This is a genomic window from Rhodococcus sp. IEGM 1305 (genome assembly GCF_030058635.1).
In the GTDB taxonomy this organism is placed as follows: domain Bacteria; phylum Actinomycetota; class Actinomycetes; order Mycobacteriales; family Mycobacteriaceae; genus Rhodococcus_F; species Rhodococcus_F opacus_D.
Map to the genome: position 1 here is coordinate 233,926 of NZ_JASHKX010000001.1, position 25,145 is coordinate 259,070.

Genomic DNA, 25,145 nt, shown 5'->3' on the forward strand with positions numbered 1-25,145 from the left:
CGAAAGCAAAGGGGAGGGCACTCAGTGGGCGGCGCGTGCTCGGAGATGCACCTCCCTTATCGCTGGCTCGTCGCGGCGATCGTGTCGGTGATCTGCCCGCGCTGCTCGGCGGTCAGGTCGCGGACCCGGGCGTCGGCGGCGATGCCGGGCATGACCATGACTCCGGCCGGCCGGTCTGTTCGTTGGGTTCGGGTGTCGGCACTGGGGTTCCTCTCGGTCGGCCGGCGGCTTGCCGACCACGTCACCTACGACCACCACGCGGCCAAGGCACCCGCACACGGTGTCGCCCCGGTGGTAGTCGGGGAGTCGCCGTTGGTCGTGATCCGTGCGGACGTCGAAAGTGGTGCCTGTCGACGTTGACGGGCGGAACCAGCGTGCCTCCCGGAGCGTGTGAAATCCCTGGTCATCCAACTCCAGAATTTCTATAGTGGTGACTGTAGACATTGAGGGGATGCTGTTGTAGAGTTCCTCTCGTCGCAAGGAAAGAGTTCACGAGGTGCGGGAGAGAATGAACTGCCCGCAGAGAAGTACCGCAAGACCAGGATGTGCCGGGCAAGGGTTGATGTGAGTGTGTAAGGCCCCGGCACTTTCCGATCGGCGGCCGGCCAGCACTAAGGCCCGGCAGCCGGAAGAAGTGCAGTGAATAAGGAAGTGAAACCCGCTCCGGCCCCCGGTGCCTCACGGCGCCGGGGGCCCTGTCCGTTGGAAAGGTGTCACCCCATTCCGGAAGATTCGCCCGACCGAAGCGCGGCCGGGAAGCTCGACGACGAGGACTACCCGGCCTACAGCATGGGTCACGCCGCCGAGATCCTCGGCGTGACACAGGCATTCCTGCGCAGCCTCGACGCCGCGAAGCTGCTCACCCCCGGACGATCAGACGGCGGCCACCGCCGCTACTCCCGTTACCAGCTGCGTCTCGCCGCCCGAGCCCGCGAACTGATCGACCAGGGCACCGCGCTCGATTCCGCGTGCCGCATCATCATCCTCGAAGACCAACTCGCCGAGGCCCGACGTATCAATGCTGAACTCCAGCACCCCCACCGCCCCAAGTCGGACGGGCCCGGCCCCGTAATCAGCTGAAACACCGTCTGATGAATCAGACAGATCGATAGACGATTCGTTGTCACCGGTTGTCGATCCCTATCCGGAAATACCAAGTAGGTGGCGCAAGGGGCCTGGCAGGCCAATTGGTCGACCCTCGCGGCGAATTCATTGGGCGCGTAGCTTGATCGGCGCGGTGACGTCGCGGGGAGCACTGTCCGACTTGACGGCACGCGCAAACGTGAACTGGCCCTCGACCTGCACGCGATACAGGTCGAAGCCAAATCCGGACAGGACATCTCGGAGTCGCGCCTCATCCGAACCGATGCTGGAGGTCGGCTCACAGAGCCACAGATGCCCCTCGACCGGGAGAATCCGGTGCGTTTCGCGGACGTAGTCGGCGTGGTTCTTGCCCATCAGTGCCAACGACAGGATCGCGATGTCGGCGGATGCGTCGTCGAGCGGGACGGCAGCGATATCGCAGACAGTCACACGGTGGTCGAACGCGACATGGTCAAACCAGAATCGTGTGACCGCTGCTCAACCGGTCGGCGAGCAACATCTCACCGCACCCGAGGCTGCCCGAGCCGCGCATATGTGGGGTGAGCGCGTCCTCGACGAGAAGATCGCATGCTATGGGGTCACCGGGGCGGTCGAACAGCGCAGCGATCGGGAGGTCACCCGAGAGCAGATCATCGGTCCGCTTCCGGCGCACTGCATCCAAGCTGATGACCCGTGGGTCGGGGTCGGGGGATCGACATGGTTCTCCTGCCTGTCGTAGGTGACGGCGGTCTCTCGGTTGCGTTCTCCGGCGCTCGGACCGGCGGTGAGGTCATCCCTAGTTCACCACGCAAGACGGGGCTGGCTGGGGTGGACCTGACCGGTGCTGCGGCGGGTCGTTGAGGTTGAACTTCGCCGGTGGGGCGCCCCGAGGATGCGCGGCGAAGCCGGATACGGTCGGCAGTGGAGGCGCACGAGACGCGGGGACTGTTTCCCGCCGTCCCACGCAGCGGTTATGCCGTTGAGACCGGTTCGGAGAATTCTCGGCGGAGGTGATGGTCGTCCTCGCCGGGTGTGTCCGAGCTGCCGGTCAGCTCGTCGAGGAGGATGTATCCCCCGTAGCCGAGGCCGGCGACGGCGAGGACAGCGGCGTACAGCCGGTCGAGCATCAGTTTCTCCGTATCGTCTGCGGAAACCCCCGAGCCGGCCAAGTATGCCCCCGGACCCGCCGGTCCGGGTACTACCCGACCGGACGGTTCGAAGCCTGTCCTTGACAGACCTCAAGCTAAGGAAACCTTGCAATTGGTGTGTGATTCTGGTCTCATTGTGGGATGTCCACCTCTGTCGGCGGCCCAGCGTCTGTCTCTCTCGTCAGCCGAGACGTCGAAGAGGCGCGTCACGTGGGTGGGCGACTGTTCTACCCGCACTCCGTGGAAGTTCTCGGGGATCAGCAGAGCTTCGGCATACACCTCGATGCCGCCGAGTTGGGCCCCGTCACGATGGGCTGGCTGTCTTACGACACCGAGGTCGAGATCGAAACCGGCGAACTCCAGGACTGGTACCAGGTCAATGTGCCGGTGAGCGGCCGGTTGAAGACGAGTTCGGGCGCCGACCGGATCATCGCGACCCCGTCGTGCGCCGCCGTGTACCGCGCGGACCGCGGATCGGTGCTCCAGGGCTGGGGGCAGGAGACCCGGCGGATCCTGGGAATGAAGATCGAACGCCGCGCCGTCGAGGAGCAACTCGCGCTGCTCCTCGGACGCCCGATCCGCAACCCGATCGCCTTCGACCTCGCGTTGGACATCACCACCGGCCACGGGCAGCAGTGGTGGTCCGTGATGCAGGCCCTGTCGGTGCAGCTGCGTGACACCGACGCCCTCTTCCGCCACCCGCTACTGCTGGCGCCGCTGACGCAGAGCGTGATCGTGTCGCTGCTCCTGGCATCGCGGCACGACTACAGCGAGCAGTTGGCGGCAACCGTCGCCCCCGCCTGCCCGGCGGCCGTCGAGCACGCCAAGCAGTACATCGAGGCGCACGCGGACGAGCCGTTGACCGCCCTCGAGATCGCCGGCGCGGTCGGGGTGAGTCTGCGGGCGCTGCAGCACGGCTTCCAGACGTCGATGCAGACCACCCCGATGCGCTATCTGCGGGACCTCCGGCTGCGGAAGGTCCGTGGCGACCTGTTGGCGGCCGATCCCGAGTCGGCAGGCGTCGCCGAGATCGCGTACCGGTGGGGTTTCAACCACCTGGGTCGCTTCGCGGGACAGTACCGCGAGATGTTCGGTGAAAGCCCTTCTGCGGCACTGCGTTCGATTACCTCTCGATGATCAGAACCGGAGGACCGGTTTGATCGAGGCACCGCTGGTCATGTCCGCGACGGCGGTGTTGATGTCGTCGAAACTGTAGTGGGTGATGAGGCGGTCGATCGGCAGTCGGCCCGACTTGACGAGGTCGACGAGAACGGGGATGAGCGTCTGGGTTTCGCTGTCGCCCAGCGTGAGACCGACGAGGGTGCGGCCCGGGATCATGGCGTTGACGTCGACCGGCACCTCGGTGCCGAATGCCGGTGCACCGACGATGACGGCGGTGCCGCGAGGTGCGAGCGCGTCGATCGCGGTCCGCAGCACCCCGACGTTGCCGGTGGTCTCGACCGCGCCGTCGACGCCGCCGGGAACGATCTTCGCCAGTTCCTCGGCGGTGTCGACCTCGGCGGCGTTGATCACCTGGGTCGCGCCGAGTTCGCGGGCGAGATCGAGCCGCGCCGGAACCCGGTCGACGACGATCACCTTCGACGCCGGGGTCAGAGCGGCGGCCATCACCGCCGACAACCCGACGGCGCCCGCCCCCGTGACGAGCACGGTCTGGCCCGGGCGGGGTTTCAGTACGTTCCACACCGCCCCGACTCCGGTCTGCACACCGCACCCCAGCGGCGCCAGGATGTCCAGTGGGGCGTCCGGGTCGACCTTGACCGCACTGCGCGCGTCGACGACGGCATGGTGCGCGAAGGAGGACTGCCCGAAGAAGTGCCCACCGATTGCCTCGCCGCCGCGGCTGACGGGGCTGGTGCCGTCGGCGCGCCTGCCCCCGATCAGGTTGAGCGGCAGCCACGTTGCGCAGTAGGCCGGATGCCCGTCGCGGCAGTTCCCGCACGAGCCGCACGAGCTGAACGACAGGAGGACGTGATCACCGACGTCGACCGTCGTCACGCCGGCGCCGACCTTCTCGACGATCCCGGCTCCCTCGTGCCCGAGGACGCCGGGCAGCGGGAACGGCAACGCGCCCGAGGCGACGCCGAGGTCGGTGTGGCACAGGCCCGCGGCGACGAGACGAACGAGGATCTCGTCGGGGCGTGGTTCGTCGAGGTCGACGGTGGACACGGTGAACTTCGCTCCGCCGGTTTCGACGACGGCGGCGGTGGTGCTGGTGGGCATGGTTGCTCCTGAAAGGGGGTGCGCTCTAGGCGAGGGAGATGACGACGGACTTGACCTTGGAATACGACTCGAGGGCCTCCGGGCCGTATTCGCGGCCGAATCCGGAGTTCTTGACGCCGCCGAACGGGACCGCCGGGTCGAGCATCGCCCAGTCGTTGACCCACACGATGCCGGCCTGCAACCGGGCCGCGACGCGGTGGGCCCGTGCGACGTTCGGCGTCTGCAGCCCCGAGGCGAGTCCGTATTCGGTGCTGTTGGCCAGCGCGATCGCCTCGTCCTCGGTGTCGAACGGTTGCACGGTGAGCACCGGTCCGAAGATTTCCTCCTGCACGACGCGGGAGGTGTTGGGCAGGTCGGCGATGACGGTCGGCTTGTAGTAGTAGCCGCCGCCCAGGTCGAGTCGTTCGCCGCCGGCGAGGATGCGGCCACCGTCGGCGCGGGCGATCTGCATGTACTCCTCGACCTTCCGCACGTGCTTGTCCCCGGCCATCGGTCCGACGACGGTGGCCGGGTCGAACGGGTCACCCACCGGCACACCGGGAACGGCCTGACCGAGGATCCCGAGCACCGTCTCGTAGAGCGGGCGGGCGACCAGCAGCCGCGGCCCGCCCATGCAGAACTGTCCGGTGTTGAACACGAAGCCCTTGATGATCGCGCCGATCGCCTTGTCCACGTCGGCGTCCTCGAAGACGATGTGCGCGGCGTTGCCGCCGAGTTCCATGGTGACGGGCGTGAGGTTCTCTCCCGCGACGCTCGCGGCGTGCCGGCCGACGGCCGTCGATCCGGTGAACGCGATCTTGTCGATCCCCCTGTGCTGCAGCAGGGCCTCGCCCACGGTCGACCCCTTGCCTGTGACGACGTTGACCACGCCCGTGGGAACCCCTGCATCGGTGAGGATCTCCGCCATCAGCAGCGCGCTGAGCGGAGTGTCCTCTGCGGGCTTGTGGACGACGGTGTTCCCGGCCGCGAGGGCGGGTGCGATCTTCGACGTACTGAGGATGAGCGGGAAGTTGAACGGGGTGATGGCGCCGACGACACCGAGGGGTTCGCGGCGAGTGTAGGCGTGGGCGTCGAGTGGAGTCTCCCGGTTCGAGCCGCCCGCGGTCTGCGCGAGCGCGGCGCAGTACTCGTACTGCTCGGCGGTGGTCATTACGTCGACCGGTCGGCACAGGGAGACGGGTTTGCCGACGTCGACGCTCTCGACGGCGACGATCTCGTCGGCCCGTTCGCGGACCAGCGCCGCGACGCGGAGCAGGATCCGGGCCCGTTCGCGGCCCGGCAGTCCCGACCAGCGGCCGTCGTCGAACGCGGCACGTGCGGCGCGTACGGCGGAGTCGAGATCGTCCGCGTCTGCCTCGGCGACGGTGGTGACGGGCTTCCCGGTGGAGGGGTCGACGATCTCGAATCGTTCCCCGGCACCGGCCTCGCGCCACTGCCCGTCGATGAACAGCTGGCGTGGCCCGATCTGCGGGCGGGTGATGACGGCGGTGTCGTCGGTGACTGTCATGTCGCTGCCTTCGCTTCGTGTGAGCTGCCGACCGTATTCGGCAGGGTTCCTTGTGTTCGTTGTTGCGGTCGAACCCGGCTCGGGCGACCTAAGATAGTCAGGAAACCTGAGGTCCGAGTTCGTGGGCCTCGAGCTCGAGGCGCGGGGAGAAGTGGACGATGACGGTGGACCTTCCGGACGAGATCGACGAGACACCGCTCGACGGGGAGTACGCGCACGACTCCTCGCCGACCCTGCTGTACGCGATCAAGCAGGTCGAACTGGCGATCCGATCCCACATGGATGCCCTGCTGCGGCCGATGGGCATCACCGCGCTGCAGTACACGGCGCTGACCGTCCTGCGCCGGCGCGACGGGTTGTCGTCCGCCGAACTGGCACGAAACTCCTTCGTCACCGCGCAGACGATGGGCGAGATGCTCTCCGCGCTGGAGCGCCGCGGACTGGTGACCAGGCGCGTCGACCCCGCCAATCGTCGCCGCATGCTCACCAGCCTCACCCCGGAGGCCCTGGACCTTCTCGCCGAGTACGACACGAGCATCTGCGGGCTGGAGGAACAGATGCTCGCCGACATGAGTGTTCGTCAGCGCGAGGCGTTCCGCGGTTACCTCGGCCGCTGCCGCATCGCCCTGGCCGAGACGCCCGCGCACTGAGGCGCGTGGCGTGTCAGAGGTTCTGGCCACGGAACCGCTGCGGCCACACACCGGACTTGCCGGGCGCGATGATGCCGTTGGGGTCGAGGGCGTCCTTGATCTTCTCGTGGAACTTCAGCAGCGCACCGTCGCCCCAGTCGAACGTCGCCATCACGTCGTCCATCAGGGCGTTGTGGGTGCGGTATTCGCCGTAACCGGCTTCGGCGGCCTCGCGGACGAGGACCTTCGTCATCTGCAGGATTTCCTCACGAGCATCGGGGATCGCCGTGTCGTAGATGAACAGGCACACGTGGTGCATCTCGCGGAGCCCGATGATGAATTGCGCCGCGTAGTCCTTGGCGTACTCGTCGGCGCGAGCGCGCACCATCTCGAACTGCTTCATCGCCTCGCGACCGTCCGGCGCCGACACCGGGGAGAATCCGATGTGCCCGCCGTTGGGCACCCAGTCCAGGAGTTGCAGTTCGTCCAGGCTGGGGATGCCGTTGTTGATCTTGTGCCTGTCCTGCAACACATGTCCACCGCGGTCGTCGCGTTCCTCGTGTGTGAAGAAGCGGGCACCGGGAATCTTGCCGAACGCCTCCTTGATCATCCCGTAGTACATCTCGATCAGCGGCGGAGGTCCGTACAGGGTGCCGTAGAAGTTCCAGAACCCGAGATCGAGATCCTTCTTCATCCTCTCGATCGCCTCGGCCGGCATCGGCCCGTCGCCATCGAACCACTCGGTGCGCTTCGACACCGCGGCCGCGTCCATGAAGATGTTGCGCAGCACCGGAACATTCTGCAGCGGAGCCATATTGATGCGCAGCGGCAGCATGATGTCGACGATCTGCTCGAGATCCTCCTCCTTGTCGAACGTGATCAGGAACGACTGCGACGCGGGCGGCCGCTGCATCAGGGCGATCCCCATCTTGGTGACGATCCCGAGATTCGACTGGGTGAACATGCCGTCCGGGAAGGGGCCGAACCCGTAGGGGAACAGTTGCCACGCGTCGCTGCCGGGCAGTGCGCCCATGCCGGTGCGCATCACATCACCTTGGGGCAGAACTACTTCCAGTCCTGTCTGCCACATGAAGTGATCGCCGTACGGGGTGTACCCGACGCCGCGGTCCAGAGTGTTACCGACCACGCTGCCCCATCCCAGATCGGGGCAGTCGAGCATCAGTCCGGAATCGTGGCTCTGCAGGTACTCGTAGAGGTCGAAGTAGGTGACCCCGGGTTCGAGCAGTGCGTAACCGTACTTCTCGTTGACTTCGAGGATTCGGTTCATCCGCTCGCCGGTCTTGACGATCACCGAACCCGACAGCCTCGGGGCGGCGCCGCCGTAACCGTTGTTCTTTCCGGTCGAGACCGGGGAGAGGGGGATGGCGTACTCGTTGGCGATCCGGACGATGTCCTGGACCTGCTCGGTCGACTCCGGTGAGACGACGGCCGACGGCATGTTGGCCTCGGCGGCGCCGACCGGGTACGGGTCGCGGAACGCTTCGAGTTCGTCTGCGGTCGACAGGACCCACTTGTCACCCACGACGTCGCGGAAGCGCTGGAGCGCCGCGTCGAATCGCTCGTCGGAAACGCCAGGGGGAAGGGTTCGCGTCATTCTTGACTGCTCCTCGTTCGGCGGCCGCCTCGATGCGGCCGGGTCGTACGCAAGACCTGCGACAGCTGATCGCTGAATATCAGGTTTCCTTGCTTACAAGTGTGAGGGGCGTCACTGCGCTGGGCAATCCGCTACACGCCGAGAGTGGGACGTGGATTTCGACGTATCCGTGCTGGTCAGGGGGATGCTCGCGCGACGGTCTATCCGGTTTGCGCAAAACGGCGGCGGTGGCCGGGCCACCCGTCACGGGATCCCGGCCACCGCCGCTTGCGTCTGCGTCGTTCAGGGTTTGAGCTGGATCTTCACCGCCCCGTCCTGCTTCTTCTGGAAGATCTCGTAGGCGTGGGGTGCCTGTTCGAGGGGGAGTTCGTGAGTGGCGAAGGTGTCGACGCCGAGCGGGTCGTCGTCGCCGAGGAGCGGCATGATGTCGTCGACCCACTTCTTGATGTTGGCCTGGCCCATGCGCAGCTGAATCTGCTTGTCGAACAAGGTGAGCATGGGAATCGGGTCGGCCATGCCGCCGTAGACGCCGATGATGGAAATGGTGCCTCCGCGGCGAACGATGTCGATCGCCGAATACAGCGCGCCGAGACGGTCGACACCCGCCTTCTGCATGAGCGGCGCCGCGACCGCATCGGGGAGGTACCCGACGATCTGCTGGGCGAGCTTGCCGATCGGTGAACCGTGCGCCTCCATGCCGACCGCGTCGATCACCGAGTCGGTGCCACGACCGTCGGTTGCGTCGCGGATGACGTCGGCGAGATCGCCGCCGTGCTGGTCCAGGTCCAGGGTTTCGATGCCCCGGGACTTCGCGCGAGCGAGACGTTCGGGGACGTTGTCGACCGCGATGACCCGTGCACCCTTGCGGTGGGCGATGCGCGCCGCCATGTCTCCGATCGGGCCGAGGCCGAGAACGGTGACCGACCCGCCCTCGGGGATCGAGGCGTACTCGACGGATTGCCACGCCGTGGGCAGCACATCGGACAGATAGACGAAACGGGAATCCGGCGGGCCCTCGGGCACTTTGATGCGGGTGAACTGGGCTTGCGGAACACGCAGGTACTCGGCTTGTCCTCCCGGCACTTCGCCGTAGAGCTTGGAGAAACCGAACAATGCCGCTCCCATGCCCTGCTCGCGAACCTGCGTCGTCTCACACTGCGTGTACAGCTGCAAGTTGCACATGAAGCAGTCGCCGCACGAGATCTGGAACGGGATCACGACGCGGTCGCCGACCTTCAGGTCGCCCGCCGCCGTCCCGACCTCCTCGACGATCCCCATCGGTTCGTGGCCGAGGATGTCCCCTTCTCCCATGAACGGGCCGAGCGTTTCGTACAGGTGCAGATCGGAACCGCAGATGTTCGTTGTCGTGACCTTGATGATGGCGTCGGTCGGGTGTTCGATCTTCGGATCGGCGACGGTGTCGACGCTGACCTTTCGTTTGCCTTGCCACGTGACTGCTCGCACTGGGAACCACACCTCTCGTCGGTCGATGTCCGTAGTCGGGTGCCCGACGGGAGATGGAGGTAAACCGTGCTCGACGGGGTGTGCCTACTTGACGGCGATGACGTCGACGGGACGAATATCGGGTCGGTGGCGAGCAGTTCAGGGCCGACCTCGCCCAGTGCCTGGGGGATGGCTCCGGTCAGGTGCGCCTGCCGGCCTTCCTCGTTCTCGAACGTGTCGAAGATGCCGTACGTGGTGTCGCTGACCTTGAACGCGTACCAGGTGACGGTGCCCCCGTTCTTCTGCCGCCAGGGCGCGTCCCTGCTCCAGGAACGCGGCGAGTTCTTCGCCCTTGCCCGGCTTGGCCTCGAGCAGTGCCAGTAGTCCTCGGTCGATCGTCATGATGTCTCCTCGATAGGGTTCCGACGTGGTCTACCCATGACGTTGGGAGCGCCGAGCCGCAAGCGGAATGGGTGTCATCCGGCGCGGGCCGCGACGAGGGCGGCGAGTCCGTCGAAGATGCGGGCCAGGCCGAATTCGAGCGCGTCGTCCTGCCCGGAGGTGGCACTGGCCGACGCGAACGCGGCCGTCACCTGGGGGTAGCGGTCGGCGTGGTCGGCGACGATTCCCGTCATGATCGCGTTCAGGGACTTCTCGGGTGTGTCGGTTTCGGCGCCGGGTGCCGTCGTCTGCTGAGCGAGGCTGCGCACGTGACCGGTGATCAGGGCCACCGCGTCGAGGCGTTCCCCGCCGGTGAGTCCCGTGTCGCGCAGTGCGTCGAGGCCGGTTTCGAGCCAGTCCAGTTCGTTCGGGCCCATCACTCGCGGACCGACCGCGACGTCCACCACCCACGGATGCCGCCGCAGGCCCGCCCACATCCGGAGAGCCCACTCGTGGAGCACAGCGCGCCAGCCGCCGTCGATCTCGGACAGGTCGGGCGCGGGTCCGAGAGCGGCATCGAGCATGAGGGCGGTCAACTCCGCCTTGCCGGGGGTGTAGCGGTAGAGGGACATCTTGGTGAACCCGAGGTCCTCCGCGAGGCGTTGCATCGACAGTGTGGCGAGGCCCTCGGCATCCGCCATCGAGATCGCGTTGGCGACGATCTGCTCGAGGCTCAGCGCAGGTTTCGGTCCCCGCTTCGGTCTCTCCGGCGATCCCCACAGCAGCTCGGCGGTACGGGGCTGGGTGACCATCTGCGCTCCTCCGGACGACTCTTGATCCGGAATAGTATCTACCATACACTGATTTGTGTCCGTCAGACACAATTACTCCGCGGAGGCTCCCATGCCGAACAGAACCGTCCTGATCTCGGGTGCAAGCATCGCCGGTCCGGCACTGGCATTCTGGCTCAGCCGCTGCGGATACACCGTCACCGTCGTCGAGCGGGCACCCGACCTTCGGCTCGGCGGCCAGGCCGTCGACTTCAAGGGGGAGGTTCACCGAAAAGTGTTGGAGAGGATGGGAATCCTCGACGACGTGCGCCGCAGGCAGACCGGGAAAACCGACCTCCTGATCGTCGACGAACGCGACAGGCACCTGGCGACCATCCCCGGGGAATTCGTCGGCGGCGACATCGAGATCGCGCGGGGCGACCTCACCGAGATCCTCTACCGGCGCACCGCGGATTCGTGCGAGTACCTCTTCGGCGATTCCGTCACCGCACTGGTCGACACGGACTCGGGTGTCGAGGTCACGTTCGAGAAGTCGGACGCACGCCGGTTCGACCTGGTGTTCGGCGCCGACGGCATCCACTCGGCCGTCCGCCGCCACCGGTTCGGGCCGGAGGACGAGTTCGTCCGATACCTCGGCTACTACTACGCCGTCGTCGGGACCACCGGCTCGGCGAGTGACGCCTCGCCGGACCGGGAACGCGGGACGGGACTGATGTACAACGAGCCGGGACGGATGGCCGTCGTCGGCGGACCGAAGGCTCCGGAATTGTTCGTCTTCGCCTCCGATCGGATCGAGTACGACCGCGCCGACATCACCCAGCAGAAACGAATGCTGACCGCCGCGTATGCCGATGCGGGGTGGCGCGTGCCCCGGCTACTCGCGCACCTGGACGACGCGCCCGACTTCTACCTCGACTCGATCGCGAGGGTCGAGGCCGATACCTACACCGCCGGCCGCGTGGCCCTGGTCGGTGATGCCGCGTACGGAAATGCGCTGGGCGGCTTCGGGACCGGCCTCGCCCTCGTGGGTGCGTACGTCCTGGCGGGTGAGCTCGCCGCCGCCGACGGCGACCACCGCGTGGGGTTCGGACGCTACAACGAAAAGATGCTCGGGTACGCGAAGATCGCCCGCAAGGGAAGTGCCGGACCGTTTCTCGCGCCGAAATCGGCTACTCGAATCAGACTGCGCAACTGGACGTTCAAGTCCACGTTCCTGTTCGGCCTGATGATGAAGCTGACCGACTCCTTCGCTACCGACATCGATCTGCAGGACTACCCGGCGCTGCGATCAGCCCGGTGTGCCGGCGATGTTGACCATCCATGAAATGCCGAACTTGTCGGTACAGGCGCCGAATTCGTCTCCCCACATCTGCTTCTCCAGGGGCACGGACACGGATCCGCCGTCGGCGAGTTTGGCCCAGTAGCCGCGGAGTTCGTCGCCGTCGTCTCCGCTCAGGCTCACCGCGATGTTGGTTCCCGGGTTGTGTTCCATACCGGGCGGGGTGTCTGCACCCATGAGCGTGTAGCCGGTGTCCGACTCGAGCATGGCGTGCATGATCTTGTCGGCGCCTTCGCCTTCCGGCGCACCGTATTCACCGAACGTGTTCAACGCAAGGGTGCCTCCGAAGACGTCCTTGTAGAACTCCATTGCCTGCCGCGCGTTGCCGTCGAAGCTGATGTAGGGGTTGAGCCGAGAGGTCATGGGACATGCTCCTTCTTCGTGCCGGAACCGACAGCAACGACGGTACAACGACCGGCCGACACGATGTGGGGAACGGACGGCCGAGGCGGATCAGTGGGTGGAGACCGTCGCGAACGCCGCCCACAACACCGGTGAGTGCTCGATCGTCCGCTCGTCCCGCCAGGCGGCCACCCGCTCGCGTTGCCAGTCGCAGAGCGCGCCGACCGCGTCGGGCAGTTCGTGCGCGGCGTCGATCGAGCAGATGGCGTCCTGCAGCGGACGCGCGTGTGCTGCGGTGCCGGCGATGCGCTGGAACGCGAGGTCCGTGGGCAGGGCCCAGCGGCTGGCCGTGACGAGTTCCGCCCCGCCGGCGATCATCGCGGAGACCAGCCCGAGCGCCTCGCTGAACCGCAGGTCGCCACCGCTCTCGCAGGCGATCAGCGCCACCCTGCTCGGGATCGGCCACAACTCCGCGCCGCGGATCGGCTCGGCCGTGAGCGTGTGCGTGCCCAGCAGGAGGTCCTTCGCGGACAACGGCCGGTGAGCACGGGTCGGCTCCGCGAACCCGACGGAGTCCGCGGCGCAGGCGAGGTGCAGTTCGGCGTGCTCGCTCTGACCGGATTCGGGTGCCGCCGCGGTGACGTGACCGACATACATCAGCCGGCCCGCACCCTCACGCAACGCTGCGCCGAGCCACTCCCGGTCCACGTCTTCACGGCGGAAGCAGTCCGTCGGTCCGTCCACTTCGGGGAGCAGCCGGCCCTCGCCGGCGTACGTCGCGACCCGCTGCGACAGCGGACTGTCCGCGGCCATCCGCCCCAGGACCGAGCCGAGTTCCGAATCCGCACGGAAGCCCGGCACCCGCGGGTCGAGCACCGCGACGACGGGGAGTTGCCGGGTGTGCGTCCACGTTCGAACCGGCCGGCCGGGCGAGTGGACGATGCTGAGCGGAGCCAGCAGGCTGACATCCGCGATGTCGACGAGACGCAGCCCGGCGTCGGGTGCGATCAGTTCCCACGGCACCTGCGCGACGCGGGGCGACGGTTGGAGCCGGAGGTGCGGCCGCACACCGCGGGTGAGCAGCTCGTGCAGTTGCTGCGCAAGGCCGAATGGAAGAAATGTGCGTGAAAGGAGCTGAGCCAGATCATGCTCCGACTCGTAGGCGGAGAAGCCGCCCGCCGTCAGCGCGTGGTGCAGTCCCTCCGGATCGGTGAGGTCGGGCAGAGCCCGGGCCAGCGCGGCAAGGGCCGCATCCACCTGCGCGGCGGGTGCGACGCCGACACCGCCGGGGTGCGAGTCGTGGGTCCACCGCCACGACGTGTACAGATCCCCGGCGTCGGCCATCCGGACGATCGCGGTCGGTGGGTGACACGGATGAGTCGGCACCGTCCCAGCATTCCCTACCCACCCAGGTTGTGGCGCGAGTACCGGCACCCGGGTCGATCCGAAAGCCGAAAGCCGTGCCTGACGTGCAGGCACGGCTCGTCGACCTCGGCCGAACTACGCGACCGTTGCGGCGGTGGACTCCTCGGCGGGTACGCCCGTCCGGATGAGCCGATCGAATGCGCTCAGCGCTGCCGTTGCTCCGGCACCGGCGGCGATCACGATCTGCTTGTACGGCACGGTGGTGCAGTCGCCGGCAGCGAACACGCCGGGCACCGACGTCTGGCCGCGGTCGTCGATCGCGATCTCGCCGCGGTCGGACAACTCGACCGACCCGGCCAGCCACTCGGTGTTGGGCAGGAGGCCGATCTGGACGAAGACACCCTCGATGTCGAGCGTGTGCGAGGTGTCGGTCGTGCGGTCCTGGTAGGTCAGGCCGGTGACCTTGTTGCCGTCCCCGAGGACCTCCGTCGTGAGCGTGCTCAGGAGGATGTCGGCGTTCGGGAGGCTGCGCAGCTTGCGCTGCAGCACCTCGTCGGCGCGGAGCACCGAGTCGAACTCGACGAGGGTGACGTGTTCGACGAGTCCCGCGAGATCGATTGCGGCCTCGACGCCGGAGTTGCCGCCACCGATCACGGCGACGCGCTTGCCCTTGAACAGCGGTCCGTCGCAGTGCGGGCAGTAGGTCACACCCTTGTTCCGGTACGCGTCCTCGCCGGGCACGTTCATCGAACGCCACCGCGCACCCGTCGACAGGATAACGGTGCGCGCGAGAAGAGAAGCACCGCTTTCCAGTTCGATCTCGACGAGACCGTTCTCGGTGGCGGCAGGGACGAGCTTCGCGGCCCGCTGCGTGTTCATGATGTCGACGCCGTACTGACGGACGTGATTCTCGAGCGCCGACCCGAACTGGGGTCCCTCGGTGTAGGGAACGGAGATGAAGTTCTCGATTGCCATGGTGTCGAGCACCTGACCGCCGAAGCGCTCGGCGGCGATGCCGGTGCGAATTCCCTTGCGCGCGGCGTACACCGCGGCCGCGGCGCCGGACGGGCCGCCTCCGACGACGAGCACGTCGAACGGATCCTTCTGCGCGATCGCGGCGGCGGCGCGGTCGGCGGCACCGACGTCGAGCTTGCCGGCGATTTCCTCCAGGCTCATCCGGCCGGAGCCGAAGAGTTCGCCGTTGAGGAAGACCGTCGGGACCGCCATGATCTGGCGGCCGTCGACCTCGTCCTGGAACAGGGCGCCGTCGATCGCGACGTGGCTGATGCGCGGATTGAGCACGCACATCAGATTCAGGGCCTGCACCACGTCGGGGCAGTTCTGGCAGGACAGCGAGAAGTAGGTCTCGAAGTGGAAGTCGCCGTCGAGGTCACGGACCTGCTCGAGCAGTTCGGGAGCCTCCTTCGACGGGTGGCCGCCGACCTGGAGCAAAGCGAGTGCGAGCGAGGTGAACTCGTGGCCGAGCGGGATGCCCGCGAAGCGGACCTCGATGTCGGTTCCGCTGCGGCGGACCGCGAACGACGGGCGTCGCGTGTCGTCGTCGCGGCGTTCGTAGGTGATCTTCTCCGACATCGCCGCGATCTGGGTGAGCAGTTCGGCGAGTTCGACCGACTTGGGTCCGTCGTCGAGTGAGGACACGAGCTCGATCGGCAGGGTCAGCTTTTCGAGCAGGGACTTCAGTTGGCCGGCAAGCGAGGCTTCGAGCATGAGGATCTACTCCATCGGTCGGGAGGACAAGGGGATCGGAAACCGGAAAATTCTGGTTCAGGTGGTCCGGAAGGTGTTGGTGCGACACCGATTGCCCCCACGGGAGCTGAGCACCGGGAACCGCCCGCACGGGCTCAGGAAACCTGAGCCCGTGCCTGCGGTACGACTGGGCTGCGTCAGATCTTGCCGACGAGATCGAGCGACGGGGCGAGGGTCTCTTCGCCCTCTTCCCACTTGGCCGGGCAGACCTCGCCCGGGTGCGACCGGACGTACTGAGCGGCCTTGACCTTGCGAACCAGCTCGGCGGCATTGCGCCCGATGCCTTCTGCGGTGACCTCGGTGAACTGGATGACACCGTCGGGGTCGACGAGGAAGGTGCCGCGGTCGGCCAATCCTTCGTTCTCGCGGAGGACCTCGAAGTTCCTGCTGATCTCCTGGGTCGGGTCACCGATCATGGCGTACTTGATCTTGCCGATGGTGTCGGACGATCCGTGCCATGCCTTGTGCGTGAAGTGCGTGTCGGTGGACACCGAGAAGACCTCGACGCCGAGGCGCTGCAGTTCCTCGTGGTGGTCGGCGAGGTCGCCGAGTTCCGTCGGGCAGACGAAGGTGAAGTCGGCCGGGTAGAAGTAGAAGACCGCCCACTTGTCCTTGATGTCGTCCGCGGACACGGTGATGAACGCGCCGTCCTTGAAAGCGTTCGCGGCGAAGGGCTTGATCTGCGTGTTGATCAGGGCCATGGAAACCTCTATTCGGTGGAGACGGGGAAGCCGACAGCGACGAGGCTATCCAGCACATTGGAATAGGTCCAATCTATGAGACCTATTCCATAGATTGGGTGGGGCTATCAATGGTCGCCGAATCGGCAGCGCTGCAGGTCAGTGCCGCACTCCCCCCGCACCACCCGAGGTGGTCCCCGGACGTGCAGTGTGACGACCGTGACACCTGGGAGAGGTCACCATGCAGGCACTACCCGGCTGTCCCGGACCGCGCGTCGGTAGCGTTCCTCGGCGACCGCGATCGAGTTGTCCAGCGCAATTCGCCCATCCGACGTCAAGGCGAGCCGTGGGGGAAGGGGCACCGGCAGACCGGCGCCGGCCGCGACTCCGGCCAGTGCGGCGCCGAGCAGGAACGACCCCTCGGTGTCGGTCGTGCCTGCCGGGGGAAGGTCCGGCAACTGCAGGGGGAGCCGCGCCGGGATGCGGTGCCCGGCCCGGCCGACGTCCACCGTCGTCCCCGCGCACTGCGCCTCGACGAGATCGGCCACCAGGCGCGCGTCACCCGAGGCGTACGCGAGCCGGAACGCCAATTGCATCGCCGGATCGGCGATCTCGCGGTTCCACTGCTCGCGCTGACGCCCGTTCGGGAGTGTGTACCGCACGGCGTCGATGGCGATCGCCGCGGGCACCGCGAGCGCGGTGGCTCGTGCCGGCACCGCGCTGTCGGGAGTTTCGGAGGCCGCGAGGGCGGACTCGAGGAGGGCTGCGTGCCAGAAGTCGACCTGCGCGCAGTGCAGCCCGAGCCCCAGCGCGCGGTACGTGTCGAACGCGGCGGCGAGCAGTGTCTCTCCCTCGTCGGGTCGCCCTTCGCCGAAGGCGACGGTGGCGAGGCGGGTCTGAACGTCCGCGGCGTCGAGTACCGCTCCGGAAGTCCGGAAGTAGTCGAGGCTGCGGCGATAGAGCGTCGCCGCGCGTTCGGTGTCGCCCCGGCCCTCGGCGAGAAAGGCGAGCACCTTCGATCCGATCCCCGCCCGGTGGCCGATCCCGGCGCGCTCGAAGTACGTCTGGCTCGACAGCACCAGCGGTTCCGCATCGTCGGATCGCCCAGAGCGGACGTGCATGATGCCCAGGTTCTGCTGCGTTTCGGCGACCGCGTTGACGTCGCCCGCGGTCTCGAACGCCTCGAGCGCCTGCCCGGCGAAGTCGTCGGAGAGGTCGAAGCGCCCGGTCTCGAAATGGATGGCGGCCAGGTTCATGAGCGGGTGTCCCGCCAGCTCGGGGGTGAAACGCACCGCCGCGTCGAGGGACTCGGTGGCGATGTCGGCCGCGTGCGCCCACTGCTGCCGGTGCATCGCGACCGCGGTCAGTGACAGCAGGCACGCGACGCGCAGGTCGCCCTGATCGTCGGCTGCCGCGAGCAGCCCCCGCGCCTGCTCGAGCGCGTCCTGCGCGCCGTCGAGGTCGCCGAGGTGCTGCAAGGCCTGCGACAGGTTGACCAGCGCCGCGGGACGCATCCGGATCGCGTCGGCCGGCATCTCCGCGAGGGCTTCCCGGTAGAGGTCGACGGCCTTCGTGTGATCGCCCAGCTCGTCGGACATGCTGGCCGCGTTGATGATCGCGCTCGTCCGCAGATCGCCGGTGGTCGAGCGGGCGACCCGCTCGAACGTCCGGAGTGCCTCGGCGACGTCTCCGCGGGAGTACGCTGCCGCGCCGGCCGCGAGGAGGTCACGCCCCATCTGTTCTCCCACGTCAGAAGTCCGAATCCGAGGCGGCCGCGGCTATCTCGGCGAGCAGGGACGCATCCGGCCCGTCGTCGGGTGCCGTCTCCGAAGCCCGGCGCAGCCGCCCGCGGACCAGGGCCCGAACGCGCTCCCGGGCCTCCGGGCCTCCGTCGTCGGCCTGACCGTTCACGCCGAACCCGGGCAGGTACACGTCCACGGACACCCCCGATTCCGAGCCCGGTGGTGCGGCCGACTCGCCGGACCACACATCCCCCGACAGCTGCAGCGCGACGTCAGCGGTGCCCGATGCGGTGCCGATCAGCGCGTGTGGACGCACATGCGCCGGCACGGGTTGGGAAAGGCCCGGTGCCGCAACCGCACTCACCCGCACGGTCGTGTTCCCGGCGGCGCGCACCACCTCCCACGACACCGCACGCTCGGACGCGTCGACGAGCCCGGGTGGGTACCGACGCCAGTCGGATCCGGTGGTACCCCGCGCCAGGACGAGCGTGCTCGGCAGCGTCGCGACCGCCGCGCCGGCCGCGAGGGCGTAGTCGTCTGCCCGGCGGGGCCGGTCGGCGGGCGCCGGGCCCGTCGGCACGACAGCGTCGTCTCCGTCGACGAGTAGATCGCATTCCTCGACGAGGGTGGCGATCTCGCCGTGCAACAGCCCCTCGTCGAGCGGGGGGATGGCGTCGATCGTCGAGGCCGGCCACCACCGCGCAGCCCAGTGCGCGTACGCGAGTCGCCTCGCACCGGCGGCCACCCGCGGTCGCGCCGGCTCGACCGTGACGTCGCGCCCGGAGCCGGCGGCAACGGCGAGCGCGACTTCCTCGCCGAACACGGCCCACACCCAGTTCTGCGCCGACGCGACGTCGTCGAGCACCGCGACCGGGACCGTGTGTTCCGTGAGCACACTCCACGACAGGTGCCCACCCAGCACTTCCAACACTGCCACGTCGATGCCCGCGGCGTCGTCCAGGACACTCGGTGCGTCGTCGGGGGCGATGACCCATACCCCGTCGGGCGCGCGCTCGATCCGCACCCTGCCGGGGGTCAACTCGCCCTCGATTCGGGAGCGCCCGCCGCATCCGTCATGGGAATTGCACTGAGCGCCTGCTTGACCCGCATACGGTGGTCGAGGATCACCGATCGTGCCACCCCGTCGAGGAGGTCCCAGACCTCGTCCGGTTCGTGGACCGAGAACTCGCGCACGTCGCGGCCGTGGAGGCGGACCCACAGGCGACGGAGGTAGGGGCGCCACGGCTCGAGGAGTTCGGCGGCGATGGCCGTCAGCGGATTCGCTTCGGGCAGCGACGCGGCGTCGGCGCTCACCGTGAGGCGGCGTGCCTGCAGGACGTACGCCTCCCGTTGCCAGCGGCCGTTGATCACCCGGACGGCGGTGGTGTCCGTGCCCGCAGGAGAGGGCGCGGTACCGATCGGACGGAGACCGGTCGCCAGCGCGGCGCCCGTCGTCGCCGCAACCCGCAGGGATTCGTCGAGAAGCGCCCAGGGCGAGCAACTTCGGGCGATCTCGGTGGTGACCAGTTCGCGGATCGGTGGCAGCTCCGCACGGTCGGTCGACGCGCGGAGCACCGTGAAGACGCGTTCGTAGACCGACCGGTCGAACGGGAGCCCGAGGGTCGAGGTGGACGCCGACGCTCCCAGACGTGGCGGCGCGGGCACGGGATGCGCCGTCAGCCCGAGCCGGTGGGCCGAGACCTCGGTTGCCCAGAGCGCGATCCCGCGGTGGGTTCCTGCGTGGCCGGCGACCAGGCTGTCGAGTGCCTGCCGTCCGTCGTCGCCGTCCTGGTCCAGGCGCGCGCCGGGACACGCGTCGAGTACCACGTCGATCGCGTCGGCGTGGTCGACGGTGGCCGCGCCCGACAGCGGTCGGCGGCCCCACGCGACGTCGATCAGGGCGTTCAGCTCGCGTGCCCGTTCCGGGTCGGTGACGTGGGCCTTCAACGCCTGAGTGGTGCGGCCTGCGGCGACATCGTGCACGTCGCGCAACGTGTCCTCGGCGACGGATTCGCTCCGGAGCGGGTCGGGGGTGCCCGAACCGGTCGCGAGTTCGAAACAGCGCTGGAAATACAGGTCCTGGGGATTGCCGTCCGTGATGCGCAGCGCCCGGCGAACCCGTTTGAGCAGCGTGAACCAGGCGGCGGTGGCGCGGAGCACGTCGGCGGAGGCGTGCACCCGGGTGGCGAGCAACTGCGCCCCGTCGGCCGTGACGATCGGACCGGCGCACAGCGGGTTCTGCACCGGGCGGATGACCAGCGGATCGAGGATCAGTTTCACGGTGCGGCTCAGGGGTCCGCCGTCCGGCCCACTGAGCGGTTCGACCCCGTCCAGCTCGCGCCACACCTCGTCGAGGACCATCGCTCGCGGTCGCCGAGCAGCCACTGAGCTCCTCGATGCCGTCCGCATTCGAGCAGGCTACCGCAGGGATGCCCGGTCGACGGGGCGACAAATCTGGGATCGGTAGGGCGCGAGACGTTCCTACCTTTCTCACATCGGCTCCAGTCCGCGAGCCGAAGGAATCGACGACGGGCGCCGAGCGCCCCTCACGAAACGTGAAGGACGGATCATGAACAAGATCGTTCGGACTCAGAAGCGCGTCTACACCGCCGGCATCGTGGCGGCGGCCGCTGTCGCCCTGCTCGTCTCGGGCTGCAGCGACACCGGTGACAGCAGCTCCGGCGGCGGAAGCTCCGAACAGTCCCCGGCCGCCGCGAACCCGGCGGGCGCGTCCTCGGCCGCGGTCGACGGAAAGGCACTGGAAGCCGACTTCGACGCCACCTGCGCCAAGCACGGCGACACCCTCGCGTTGGCGCTGGCAGACACCGCCAATGCGACGTACGGCGACCTGGCGGTCTCCGCGACCATCACCGGCGCGGACACCGTGCAGGCCGTCGGAATCGCGGGCAGCAAGGGCGGGTCGAACGGCCTCCCGTACGCCCTCGGCTTCGGGCAGGGAATGCCCGGCGGATCCGCGACCGTCGTGAAGGACGGCGACACCTACACGATCAGCGGCGAAGGCGTCGGCGCGCCCGACATGAGCAACCCGACCGCGCCGAGTTCGTCGAAGTTCGACATCACGTTCGCATGCTCGACCGTCGTGGGCGGCTGAGCCGGCTCACCCGGGACGCGCGCGGAGTCGCGGCAGTCGAGTTCGCGCGCGTCCCACCCGTTCTTCCCCCCCAAGTTCAGGCACGGAGAGGACTCATCGTGAAGAAGATCGTGCGTACCGCCGCCCTGGTGTTTCTCGTCGGGTCGGTCGGCTACTACCTGTGGTACGGCCTCGGCGATCGGGGACGGTCGAACTACGGAATCGACGCCCTGTCGTGGGTCGGCCCGCAGATGATCTGGCCGATCGTCGCGGTCAGCGTGGTCGTGGTCTGTTTCGCCCTCACCGGCGACAGCGTGCTGGCGGCGTTCACCGGGCGCAACAGTGCCGCGTTCCGGCAGGGCGCCGTCGGGATCGGGACGGTGCGGTCGGTGCGCCAGACCGGCATGACGCTGAACGATCAACCGGAAGTCCGGATCGACCTCGGCGTCGAGGGCGCCGACGGCGAGACCTTCGAATCGCACGCCAGGATGATCGTGCCGCTCACCGAGTTGGCTCTTTTCCGCCCGGGTGTCGTTCTCCCCGTCCGCTACCTGCCGGGCCGCACCGACAAGGTCGAGATCGACCGCTCGGGCGACACGTCGACGGCGCAGGACGCGTTGAACCGATCCATGATTCGTCAGGGGCTCACCACCCCGGGCAAGCTCGACATCGCGGCTCACGGCGTTCCCGCGCAGGCGGTGGTGCAGTCGCTCAGTGTGCCCGGCGAGATCCGCAACGGGAATTCGAAGGTCGAACTCGGGCTGGCGGTCACCCGGCCCGACGGCACGACGTTCACCACCCGTGTCGAGAAGTTCCTGCCGCCGCGCAGCGTCGGGCACGTTCAGGTCGGCCGGGTGGTGACGGTCCATTATCTGCCGGGGAACGAGCGGGAGGTCGTCATCGCCCTGCCTGCGAACGTGTGACGACGACGATCAGTCCCGGGGCGGAAGTCCCAGCGACCGGACGAGGAGGAGGAGTTGTTCGCGCAGCGGCCCCACGTCGCCGACGGCGGCGGTGAGGGCCGCATCCTCCTTCTCCAGGGTCAGCAGGCGGCGGTAGATCGCGCGACCCGGCTCGGTGATCGCGACCCGCTTGCGCCGCTCGTCGAGCGGGTCGGTTTCCCGGGTGACGTACCCGGCTCGTTCGAGGCGGTCGATGGTGCGACTGATGGTCTGGTCCGTCACCCGCGAGGCCTTCGCGATGTCCCGCTGCGAGGCAGGCCGGTCGGCGATCGTGTGCAGGCAGATGAGGCCGGCGTGGGTCATGTTCTGTGACCGGAGAATGTCCTCCCACGAGTGCTCGACCAGCCGCGCAGCCGTGGACAACAGCCGTCCGGTGGGCCACTCGTCCATGCCGTCGCTCGTCATTTCCTCGCCTCCATTTGCAATTTGCTCAGCAGGCTGAACAAAATAGGAACATCGCAATCCGGACATCCGGTCGTCGAACCGTCCAGCATTGGAGAGCACGTGACCACAACTGCCCGCCCGCGCCCGGTTCGTCGCCTGCGGTGGATTCTGCCAGCCCTGCTGGTGATCGTCTGGCTGGCCGTCGGCGGTTTCGGTGGTCCGTTCGCCGGCAAACTTTCCTCGGTCCAGCAGAACGACAGCACGTCGTTCCTGCCCGCGTCCGCCGAGGCCACGGAGGTCTCGGCGCTGCAGAAGGGCTTCACCGACACGCAGTTCGTGCCGGCGATCGTCGTCGCCGAACGGACGTCGGGGATCACCGCGTCCGACACCGAGTTCCTCGCCCGCACCGCGAACTCCTTCGCCGGTTCGGAAGGATTCGGTGACGAGGTGTCGCCGCCGATCCCGTCCGCCGACGGCCGGGCACTGCAGATGTTCGTGCCCGTCGACAGCGCCGGCGAGGTCGGCGACAGCGTCACGGAACTCCGGGACGCGCTCGGTGCCGCACCGGACGGTCTCACCGTCCTCGTCACCGGGCCCGCCGGACAGGTCGCGGATCTGTCCGCGGCGTTCGCCGGAATCGACGGACTGCTGCTCCTGGTGGCGGGTGTCGTCGTGATCCTCATCCTCATCGTCGTCTACCGCAGCCCGATCCTCCCGTTCGCGGTGATCACCTCCGCCGTCTTCGCGCTGGGACTGTCGAGTCTCCTCGTGTACCTGCTCGCCGACACCGGTGTGATCGCGCTGAACGGTCAGAGCCAGGGTATCCTGTTCATCCTGGTCTTCGGTGCCGCGACCGACTACGCACTGCTGCTCGTGTCCCGCTACCGCGAGGAACTGCGGATCGAGCAGGACAAGTACCGTGCCATGCGGACCGCGTGGCGGGCGACGCTCGAACCCGTCGCCGCCTCCGCGGGCACCGTCATCGCCGGCGTGCTGTGCCTGCTGCTGTCCGATCTCAACTCCAACCGCGGACTCGGGCCGGTGGCGGCCATCGGTATCGCGGCGTCCTTCGTCGCGTCCATGACGTACCTCCCCGCGGTGCTCGTGCTCCTCGGCCGGACGGCGTACTGGCCGAGCAGGCCCGCCTTCGACGCGCGGCACGCCGAGAAGGACGAGGCCGCCGACCACAAGTTCTGGGCCGCGCTCGCGGCACGAATCGGTGCGCACCCGCGCCGTTTCTGGGTGGCGTCCAGCCTGGTGCTGGTGCTCTTCGCGCTCCTGATGCCCCAGTTCGAGGCGAGTGGGGTCGCGGAGTCGGAGACGTTCCTGCTCGACGTCGATTCCGTTGCGGGCCAGCAGATTCTCGGCGATCACTTCGACGCCGGCTCCGGTTCACCGGCGGTGATCATCGCGAACGAGGGCTCCCGCGATGCGGTAGCCGACGCTGCCCGGATCGACGGGGTCGGCGACATCACCGTTCTGTCGGCCCCCGGCACGCAGGACCCACTGGTGGTGGACGGCCGGGTGGCGATCGAAGCCACCCTGACCGATCCGGCCGATTCCCTCGCGGCCGAGGACACCATCATCCGCCTGCGTGACGCCGTCCACCCGATCGACGGCGCCGACGCCCTGGTCGGCGGCACCACCGCCACGGACCTCGACACCAAGACCACGTCGACGCGTGACCGCACCCTGATCATCCCCGTCGTGATCCTCGTGGTGTTCGCGATCCTGTGCCTGCTGCTGCGTTCGCTACTCGCGCCGCTGCTGCTGATGGGAACGGTGGTCCTGTCCTTCGCTGCGACGCTGGGCATCTCGTCGTTGGTCTTCGAGCGCATCTTCGGGTTCCCGGGTGCCGATCCCGTCGTCCCGCTGTTCGCGTTCGTGTTCCTCGTCGCCCTCGGAATCGACTACAACATCTTCCTCATGACCCGGGTCCGGGAAGAGGCCCGGCGCATCGGCACGCGACGGGGAGCGCTCCGCGGCCTGACCGTCACCGGCGGAGTGATCACGTCGGCGGGAGTGGTTCTGGCGGCGACCTTCTCGGCGCTCGCCGTCATCCCGCTGATCTTCCTCGCGCAGATCGCCTTCATCGTGGCGTTCGGTGTGCTCCTCGACGCACTCCTCGTGCGGTCACTCCTGGTGCCCGCCCTCACCGTCGACATCGGGCAGAAGATCTGGTGGCCGAGCAAGCTCGCCTCGGCACCGGAGCCCGACGAGAACGTCTCTGCGGAGCCGGAATTGGATTCGAGTCGTACGTGAGCGCGCTCGGCGAATGCCGCAAGCGTGATGCCTGCCTGTTCGCTCATGGTCGCGCAGCCGAGTCTGGCTCGATTAACGGCACAGCGGGACTGCGCGGTACAACTGGAATGTCGGTGCAGTCAGTAGGGACGCGACCACGGCCGGTGATCGTCTGGAGGTCCAGTTCTGCGACCCGGGCACGACCTCGGCCGCCGATCCGGCCCGTCCTGGCCTACCTCGACGAGGTGACGGCCGTGGCGGAAGCGGGATGCGTGAGGTCGCTTCTCGAGCTCGAGAGTTATCGTCCCCTGGTTGGTTGACCTCCGCACAGGACGACTTCGTTCTCGTCGGGGACGTTCCATGTTCGGCGTCGGTAGACCAGTGTTTCGAGGAG

General features: G+C 67.9%; 24 protein-coding genes and 1 pseudogene. 9 read left to right on the top strand and 16 right to left on the bottom strand.

The window, feature by feature from the left end; genetic code table 11:
- Positions 1-56: 56 nt before the first annotated feature.
- On the bottom strand, positions 57-245 hold the full coding sequence (locus tag QM693_RS01105) for a hypothetical protein (RefSeq protein ID WP_283351081.1): 189 nt from the start codon (positions 243-245) through the stop codon (positions 57-59).
- A gap of 394 nt (positions 246-639) precedes the next feature.
- On the opposite strand from QM693_RS01105, the gene QM693_RS01110 reads away from it, so the two are divergent.
- Complete coding sequence (locus QM693_RS01110) at positions 640-1,080, top strand: MerR family transcriptional regulator (protein WP_348539592.1); 441 nt, start codon at positions 640-642, stop codon at positions 1,078-1,080.
- Between the two features lie 129 nt (positions 1,081-1,209).
- Here QM693_RS01110 and QM693_RS01115 read toward each other — a convergent pair.
- Positions 1,210-1,548 (bottom strand): annotated as a pseudogene (locus QM693_RS01115) (class I SAM-dependent methyltransferase); the annotation flags it as partial.
- 22 nt (positions 1,549-1,570) lie between these two features.
- On the opposite strand from QM693_RS01115, the gene QM693_RS01120 reads away from it, so the two are divergent.
- Positions 1,571-1,822 carry a hypothetical protein gene (locus QM693_RS01120; RefSeq protein WP_283351082.1) on the top strand — a complete coding sequence of 84 codons (252 nt, stop codon included), beginning with the start codon at positions 1,571-1,573 and terminating at the stop codon, positions 1,820-1,822.
- Positions 1,823-2,054: 232 nt separating this feature from the next.
- Here the strand turns inward: QM693_RS01120 and QM693_RS01125 are convergent, their stop codons facing one another.
- Positions 2,055-2,210 carry a hypothetical protein gene (locus QM693_RS01125; protein WP_198602205.1) on the bottom strand — a complete coding sequence of 52 codons (156 nt, stop codon included), beginning with the start codon at positions 2,208-2,210 and terminating at the stop codon, positions 2,055-2,057.
- A gap of 162 nt (positions 2,211-2,372) precedes the next feature.
- On the opposite strand from QM693_RS01125, the gene QM693_RS01130 reads away from it, so the two are divergent.
- Positions 2,373-3,368, top strand: coding sequence for an AraC family transcriptional regulator (locus QM693_RS01130; protein ID WP_283351083.1), 996 nt, complete (start codon positions 2,373-2,375; stop codon positions 3,366-3,368).
- On the opposite strand, the gene QM693_RS01135 is transcribed toward QM693_RS01130, so the two are convergent.
- On the bottom strand, positions 3,369-4,472 hold the full coding sequence (locus QM693_RS01135) for an NAD(P)-dependent alcohol dehydrogenase (RefSeq protein ID WP_283351084.1): 1,104 nt from the start codon (positions 4,470-4,472) through the stop codon (positions 3,369-3,371).
- 25 nt (positions 4,473-4,497) lie between these two features.
- Entirely contained in the window at positions 4,498-5,979 is a 1,482-nt protein-coding gene (locus QM693_RS01140; protein ID WP_283351085.1) for an aldehyde dehydrogenase family protein, read from the bottom strand.
- 158 nt (positions 5,980-6,137) lie between these two features.
- On the opposite strand from QM693_RS01140, the gene QM693_RS01145 reads away from it, so the two are divergent.
- Entirely contained in the window at positions 6,138-6,629 is a 492-nt protein-coding gene (locus QM693_RS01145; RefSeq protein WP_283351086.1) for a MarR family winged helix-turn-helix transcriptional regulator, read from the top strand.
- 13 nt (positions 6,630-6,642) lie between these two features.
- Here the strand turns inward: QM693_RS01145 and QM693_RS01150 are convergent, their stop codons facing one another.
- Together QM693_RS01150 and QM693_RS01155 are read right to left on the bottom strand one after the other, a co-directional pair.
- Positions 6,643-8,223, bottom strand: coding sequence for an FAD-binding oxidoreductase (locus QM693_RS01150; RefSeq protein ID WP_283351087.1), 1,581 nt, complete (start codon positions 8,221-8,223; stop codon positions 6,643-6,645).
- Positions 8,224-8,505: 282 nt separating this feature from the next.
- Positions 8,506-9,687: a zinc-dependent alcohol dehydrogenase gene (locus tag QM693_RS01155; RefSeq protein WP_283351088.1), complete on the bottom strand. Its 1,182-nt coding sequence runs from the start codon at positions 9,685-9,687 to the stop codon at positions 8,506-8,508.
- Between the two features lie 222 nt (positions 9,688-9,909).
- On the opposite strand from QM693_RS01155, the gene QM693_RS01160 reads away from it, so the two are divergent.
- On the top strand, positions 9,910-10,050 hold the full coding sequence (locus tag QM693_RS01160) for a hypothetical protein (RefSeq protein WP_283351089.1): 141 nt from the start codon (positions 9,910-9,912) through the stop codon (positions 10,048-10,050).
- 92 nt (positions 10,051-10,142) lie between these two features.
- Here QM693_RS01160 and QM693_RS01165 read toward each other — a convergent pair whose 3' ends face one another.
- A complete protein-coding gene (locus tag QM693_RS01165) occupies positions 10,143-10,859 on the bottom strand; it encodes a TetR/AcrR family transcriptional regulator (protein WP_283351090.1) in 717 nt (238 codons plus the stop codon).
- A 91-nt stretch (positions 10,860-10,950) separates the two neighbouring features.
- Here QM693_RS01165 and QM693_RS01170 point away from each other — a divergent pair, with 91 nt between their 5' ends.
- Positions 10,951-12,162 (top strand): FAD-dependent monooxygenase, encoded by a 1,212-nt coding sequence (locus tag QM693_RS01170; RefSeq protein ID WP_283351091.1) that lies wholly within the window; start codon positions 10,951-10,953, stop codon positions 12,160-12,162.
- Here QM693_RS01170 and QM693_RS01175 read toward each other — a convergent pair.
- The 7 genes from QM693_RS01175 to QM693_RS01205 all read right to left on the bottom strand — a co-directional run bounded on the left by QM693_RS01175 (position 12,127) and on the right by QM693_RS01205 (position 20,434).
- Positions 12,127-12,540, bottom strand: a complete 414-nt coding sequence (locus QM693_RS01175) for a VOC family protein (RefSeq protein WP_073360863.1) — start codon at positions 12,538-12,540, stop codon at positions 12,127-12,129. The genes QM693_RS01170 and QM693_RS01175 overlap by 36 nt on opposite strands.
- A gap of 90 nt (positions 12,541-12,630) precedes the next feature.
- Entirely contained in the window at positions 12,631-13,905 is a 1,275-nt protein-coding gene (locus QM693_RS01180) for a CHAT domain-containing protein (protein WP_280779547.1), read from the bottom strand.
- A 114-nt stretch (positions 13,906-14,019) separates the two neighbouring features.
- Positions 14,020-15,612 carry an alkyl hydroperoxide reductase subunit F gene (gene ahpF / locus QM693_RS01185; RefSeq protein ID WP_283351092.1) on the bottom strand — a complete coding sequence of 531 codons (1,593 nt, stop codon included), beginning with the start codon at positions 15,610-15,612 and terminating at the stop codon, positions 14,020-14,022.
- A 176-nt stretch (positions 15,613-15,788) separates the two neighbouring features.
- Positions 15,789-16,352, bottom strand: coding sequence for an alkyl hydroperoxide reductase subunit C (gene ahpC, locus QM693_RS01190; protein ID WP_105420263.1), 564 nt, complete (start codon positions 16,350-16,352; stop codon positions 15,789-15,791).
- 215 nt (positions 16,353-16,567) lie between these two features.
- Positions 16,568-18,067, bottom strand: coding sequence for a tetratricopeptide repeat protein (locus QM693_RS01195; protein ID WP_283351093.1), 1,500 nt, complete (start codon positions 18,065-18,067; stop codon positions 16,568-16,570).
- 13 nt (positions 18,068-18,080) lie between these two features.
- Positions 18,081-19,112, bottom strand: a complete 1,032-nt coding sequence (locus tag QM693_RS01200) for a hypothetical protein (protein ID WP_283351094.1) — start codon at positions 19,110-19,112, stop codon at positions 18,081-18,083.
- Positions 19,109-20,434 (bottom strand): hypothetical protein, encoded by a 1,326-nt coding sequence (locus QM693_RS01205; RefSeq protein WP_283351464.1) that lies wholly within the window; start codon positions 20,432-20,434, stop codon positions 19,109-19,111. Before QM693_RS01205 ends, QM693_RS01200 begins: the two co-directional genes overlap by 4 nt.
- Before the next feature lie 208 nt (positions 20,435-20,642).
- Between QM693_RS01205 and QM693_RS01210 the strand changes: the two genes are divergently transcribed.
- Together QM693_RS01210 and QM693_RS01215 are read left to right on the top strand one after the other, a co-directional pair.
- Positions 20,643-21,185 (top strand): lipoprotein LpqH, encoded by a 543-nt coding sequence (locus tag QM693_RS01210; RefSeq protein WP_005250067.1) that lies wholly within the window; start codon positions 20,643-20,645, stop codon positions 21,183-21,185.
- Between the two features lie 98 nt (positions 21,186-21,283).
- Positions 21,284-22,087 carry a hypothetical protein gene (locus QM693_RS01215; RefSeq protein ID WP_280779553.1) on the top strand — a complete coding sequence of 268 codons (804 nt, stop codon included), beginning with the start codon at positions 21,284-21,286 and terminating at the stop codon, positions 22,085-22,087.
- A gap of 9 nt (positions 22,088-22,096) precedes the next feature.
- Here the strand turns inward: QM693_RS01215 and QM693_RS01220 are convergent, their stop codons facing one another.
- Positions 22,097-22,531, bottom strand: a complete 435-nt coding sequence (locus tag QM693_RS01220; RefSeq protein ID WP_283351095.1) for a MarR family winged helix-turn-helix transcriptional regulator — start codon at positions 22,529-22,531, stop codon at positions 22,097-22,099.
- 99 nt (positions 22,532-22,630) lie between these two features.
- Between QM693_RS01220 and QM693_RS01225 the strand changes: the two genes are divergently transcribed.
- On the top strand, positions 22,631-24,772 hold the full coding sequence (locus QM693_RS01225) for an MMPL family transporter (RefSeq protein ID WP_283351096.1): 2,142 nt from the start codon (positions 22,631-22,633) through the stop codon (positions 24,770-24,772).
- Positions 24,773-25,145 lie beyond the last annotated feature (373 nt).

What these genes read in the sequence shown, in the direction of transcription:
- QM693_RS01130 (WP_283351083.1), top strand. Translation starts at nt 2,373, where the DNA reads ATGTCCACCTCTGTCGGCGGCCCAGCGTCTGTCTCTCTCGTCAGCCGA.
- QM693_RS01150 (WP_283351087.1), bottom strand. Translation starts at nt 8,223, where the DNA reads ATGACGCGAACCCTTCCCCCTGGCGTTTCCGACGAGCGATTCGACGCG.
- QM693_RS01210 (WP_005250067.1), top strand. Translation starts at nt 20,643, where the DNA reads ATGAACAAGATCGTTCGGACTCAGAAGCGCGTCTACACCGCCGGCATC.
- QM693_RS01175 (WP_073360863.1), bottom strand. Translation starts at nt 12,540, where the DNA reads ATGACCTCTCGGCTCAACCCCTACATCAGCTTCGACGGCAACGCGCGG.
- QM693_RS01160 (WP_283351089.1), top strand. Translation starts at nt 9,910, where the DNA reads ATGCCGTACGTGGTGTCGCTGACCTTGAACGCGTACCAGGTGACGGTG.
- QM693_RS01195 (WP_283351093.1), bottom strand. Translation starts at nt 18,067, where the DNA reads ATGGGGCGTGACCTCCTCGCGGCCGGCGCGGCAGCGTACTCCCGCGGA.
- ahpF (WP_283351092.1), bottom strand. Translation starts at nt 15,612, where the DNA reads ATGCTCGAAGCCTCGCTTGCCGGCCAACTGAAGTCCCTGCTCGAAAAG.
- QM693_RS01220 (WP_283351095.1), bottom strand. Translation starts at nt 22,531, where the DNA reads ATGACGAGCGACGGCATGGACGAGTGGCCCACCGGACGGCTGTTGTCC.
- ahpC (WP_105420263.1), bottom strand. Translation starts at nt 16,352, where the DNA reads ATGGCCCTGATCAACACGCAGATCAAGCCCTTCGCCGCGAACGCTTTC.
- QM693_RS01125 (WP_198602205.1), bottom strand. Translation starts at nt 2,210, where the DNA reads ATGCTCGACCGGCTGTACGCCGCTGTCCTCGCCGTCGCCGGCCTCGGC.
- QM693_RS01165 (WP_283351090.1), bottom strand. Translation starts at nt 10,859, where the DNA reads ATGGTCACCCAGCCCCGTACCGCCGAGCTGCTGTGGGGATCGCCGGAG.
- QM693_RS01135 (WP_283351084.1), bottom strand. Translation starts at nt 4,472, where the DNA reads ATGCCCACCAGCACCACCGCCGCCGTCGTCGAAACCGGCGGAGCGAAG.
- QM693_RS01140 (WP_283351085.1), bottom strand. Translation starts at nt 5,979, where the DNA reads ATGACAGTCACCGACGACACCGCCGTCATCACCCGCCCGCAGATCGGG.
- QM693_RS01145 (WP_283351086.1), top strand. Translation starts at nt 6,138, where the DNA reads ATGACGGTGGACCTTCCGGACGAGATCGACGAGACACCGCTCGACGGG.
- QM693_RS01170 (WP_283351091.1), top strand. Translation starts at nt 10,951, where the DNA reads ATGCCGAACAGAACCGTCCTGATCTCGGGTGCAAGCATCGCCGGTCCG.
- QM693_RS01205 (WP_283351464.1), bottom strand. Translation starts at nt 20,434, where the DNA reads ATGGTCCTCGACGAGGTGTGGCGCGAGCTGGACGGGGTCGAACCGCTC.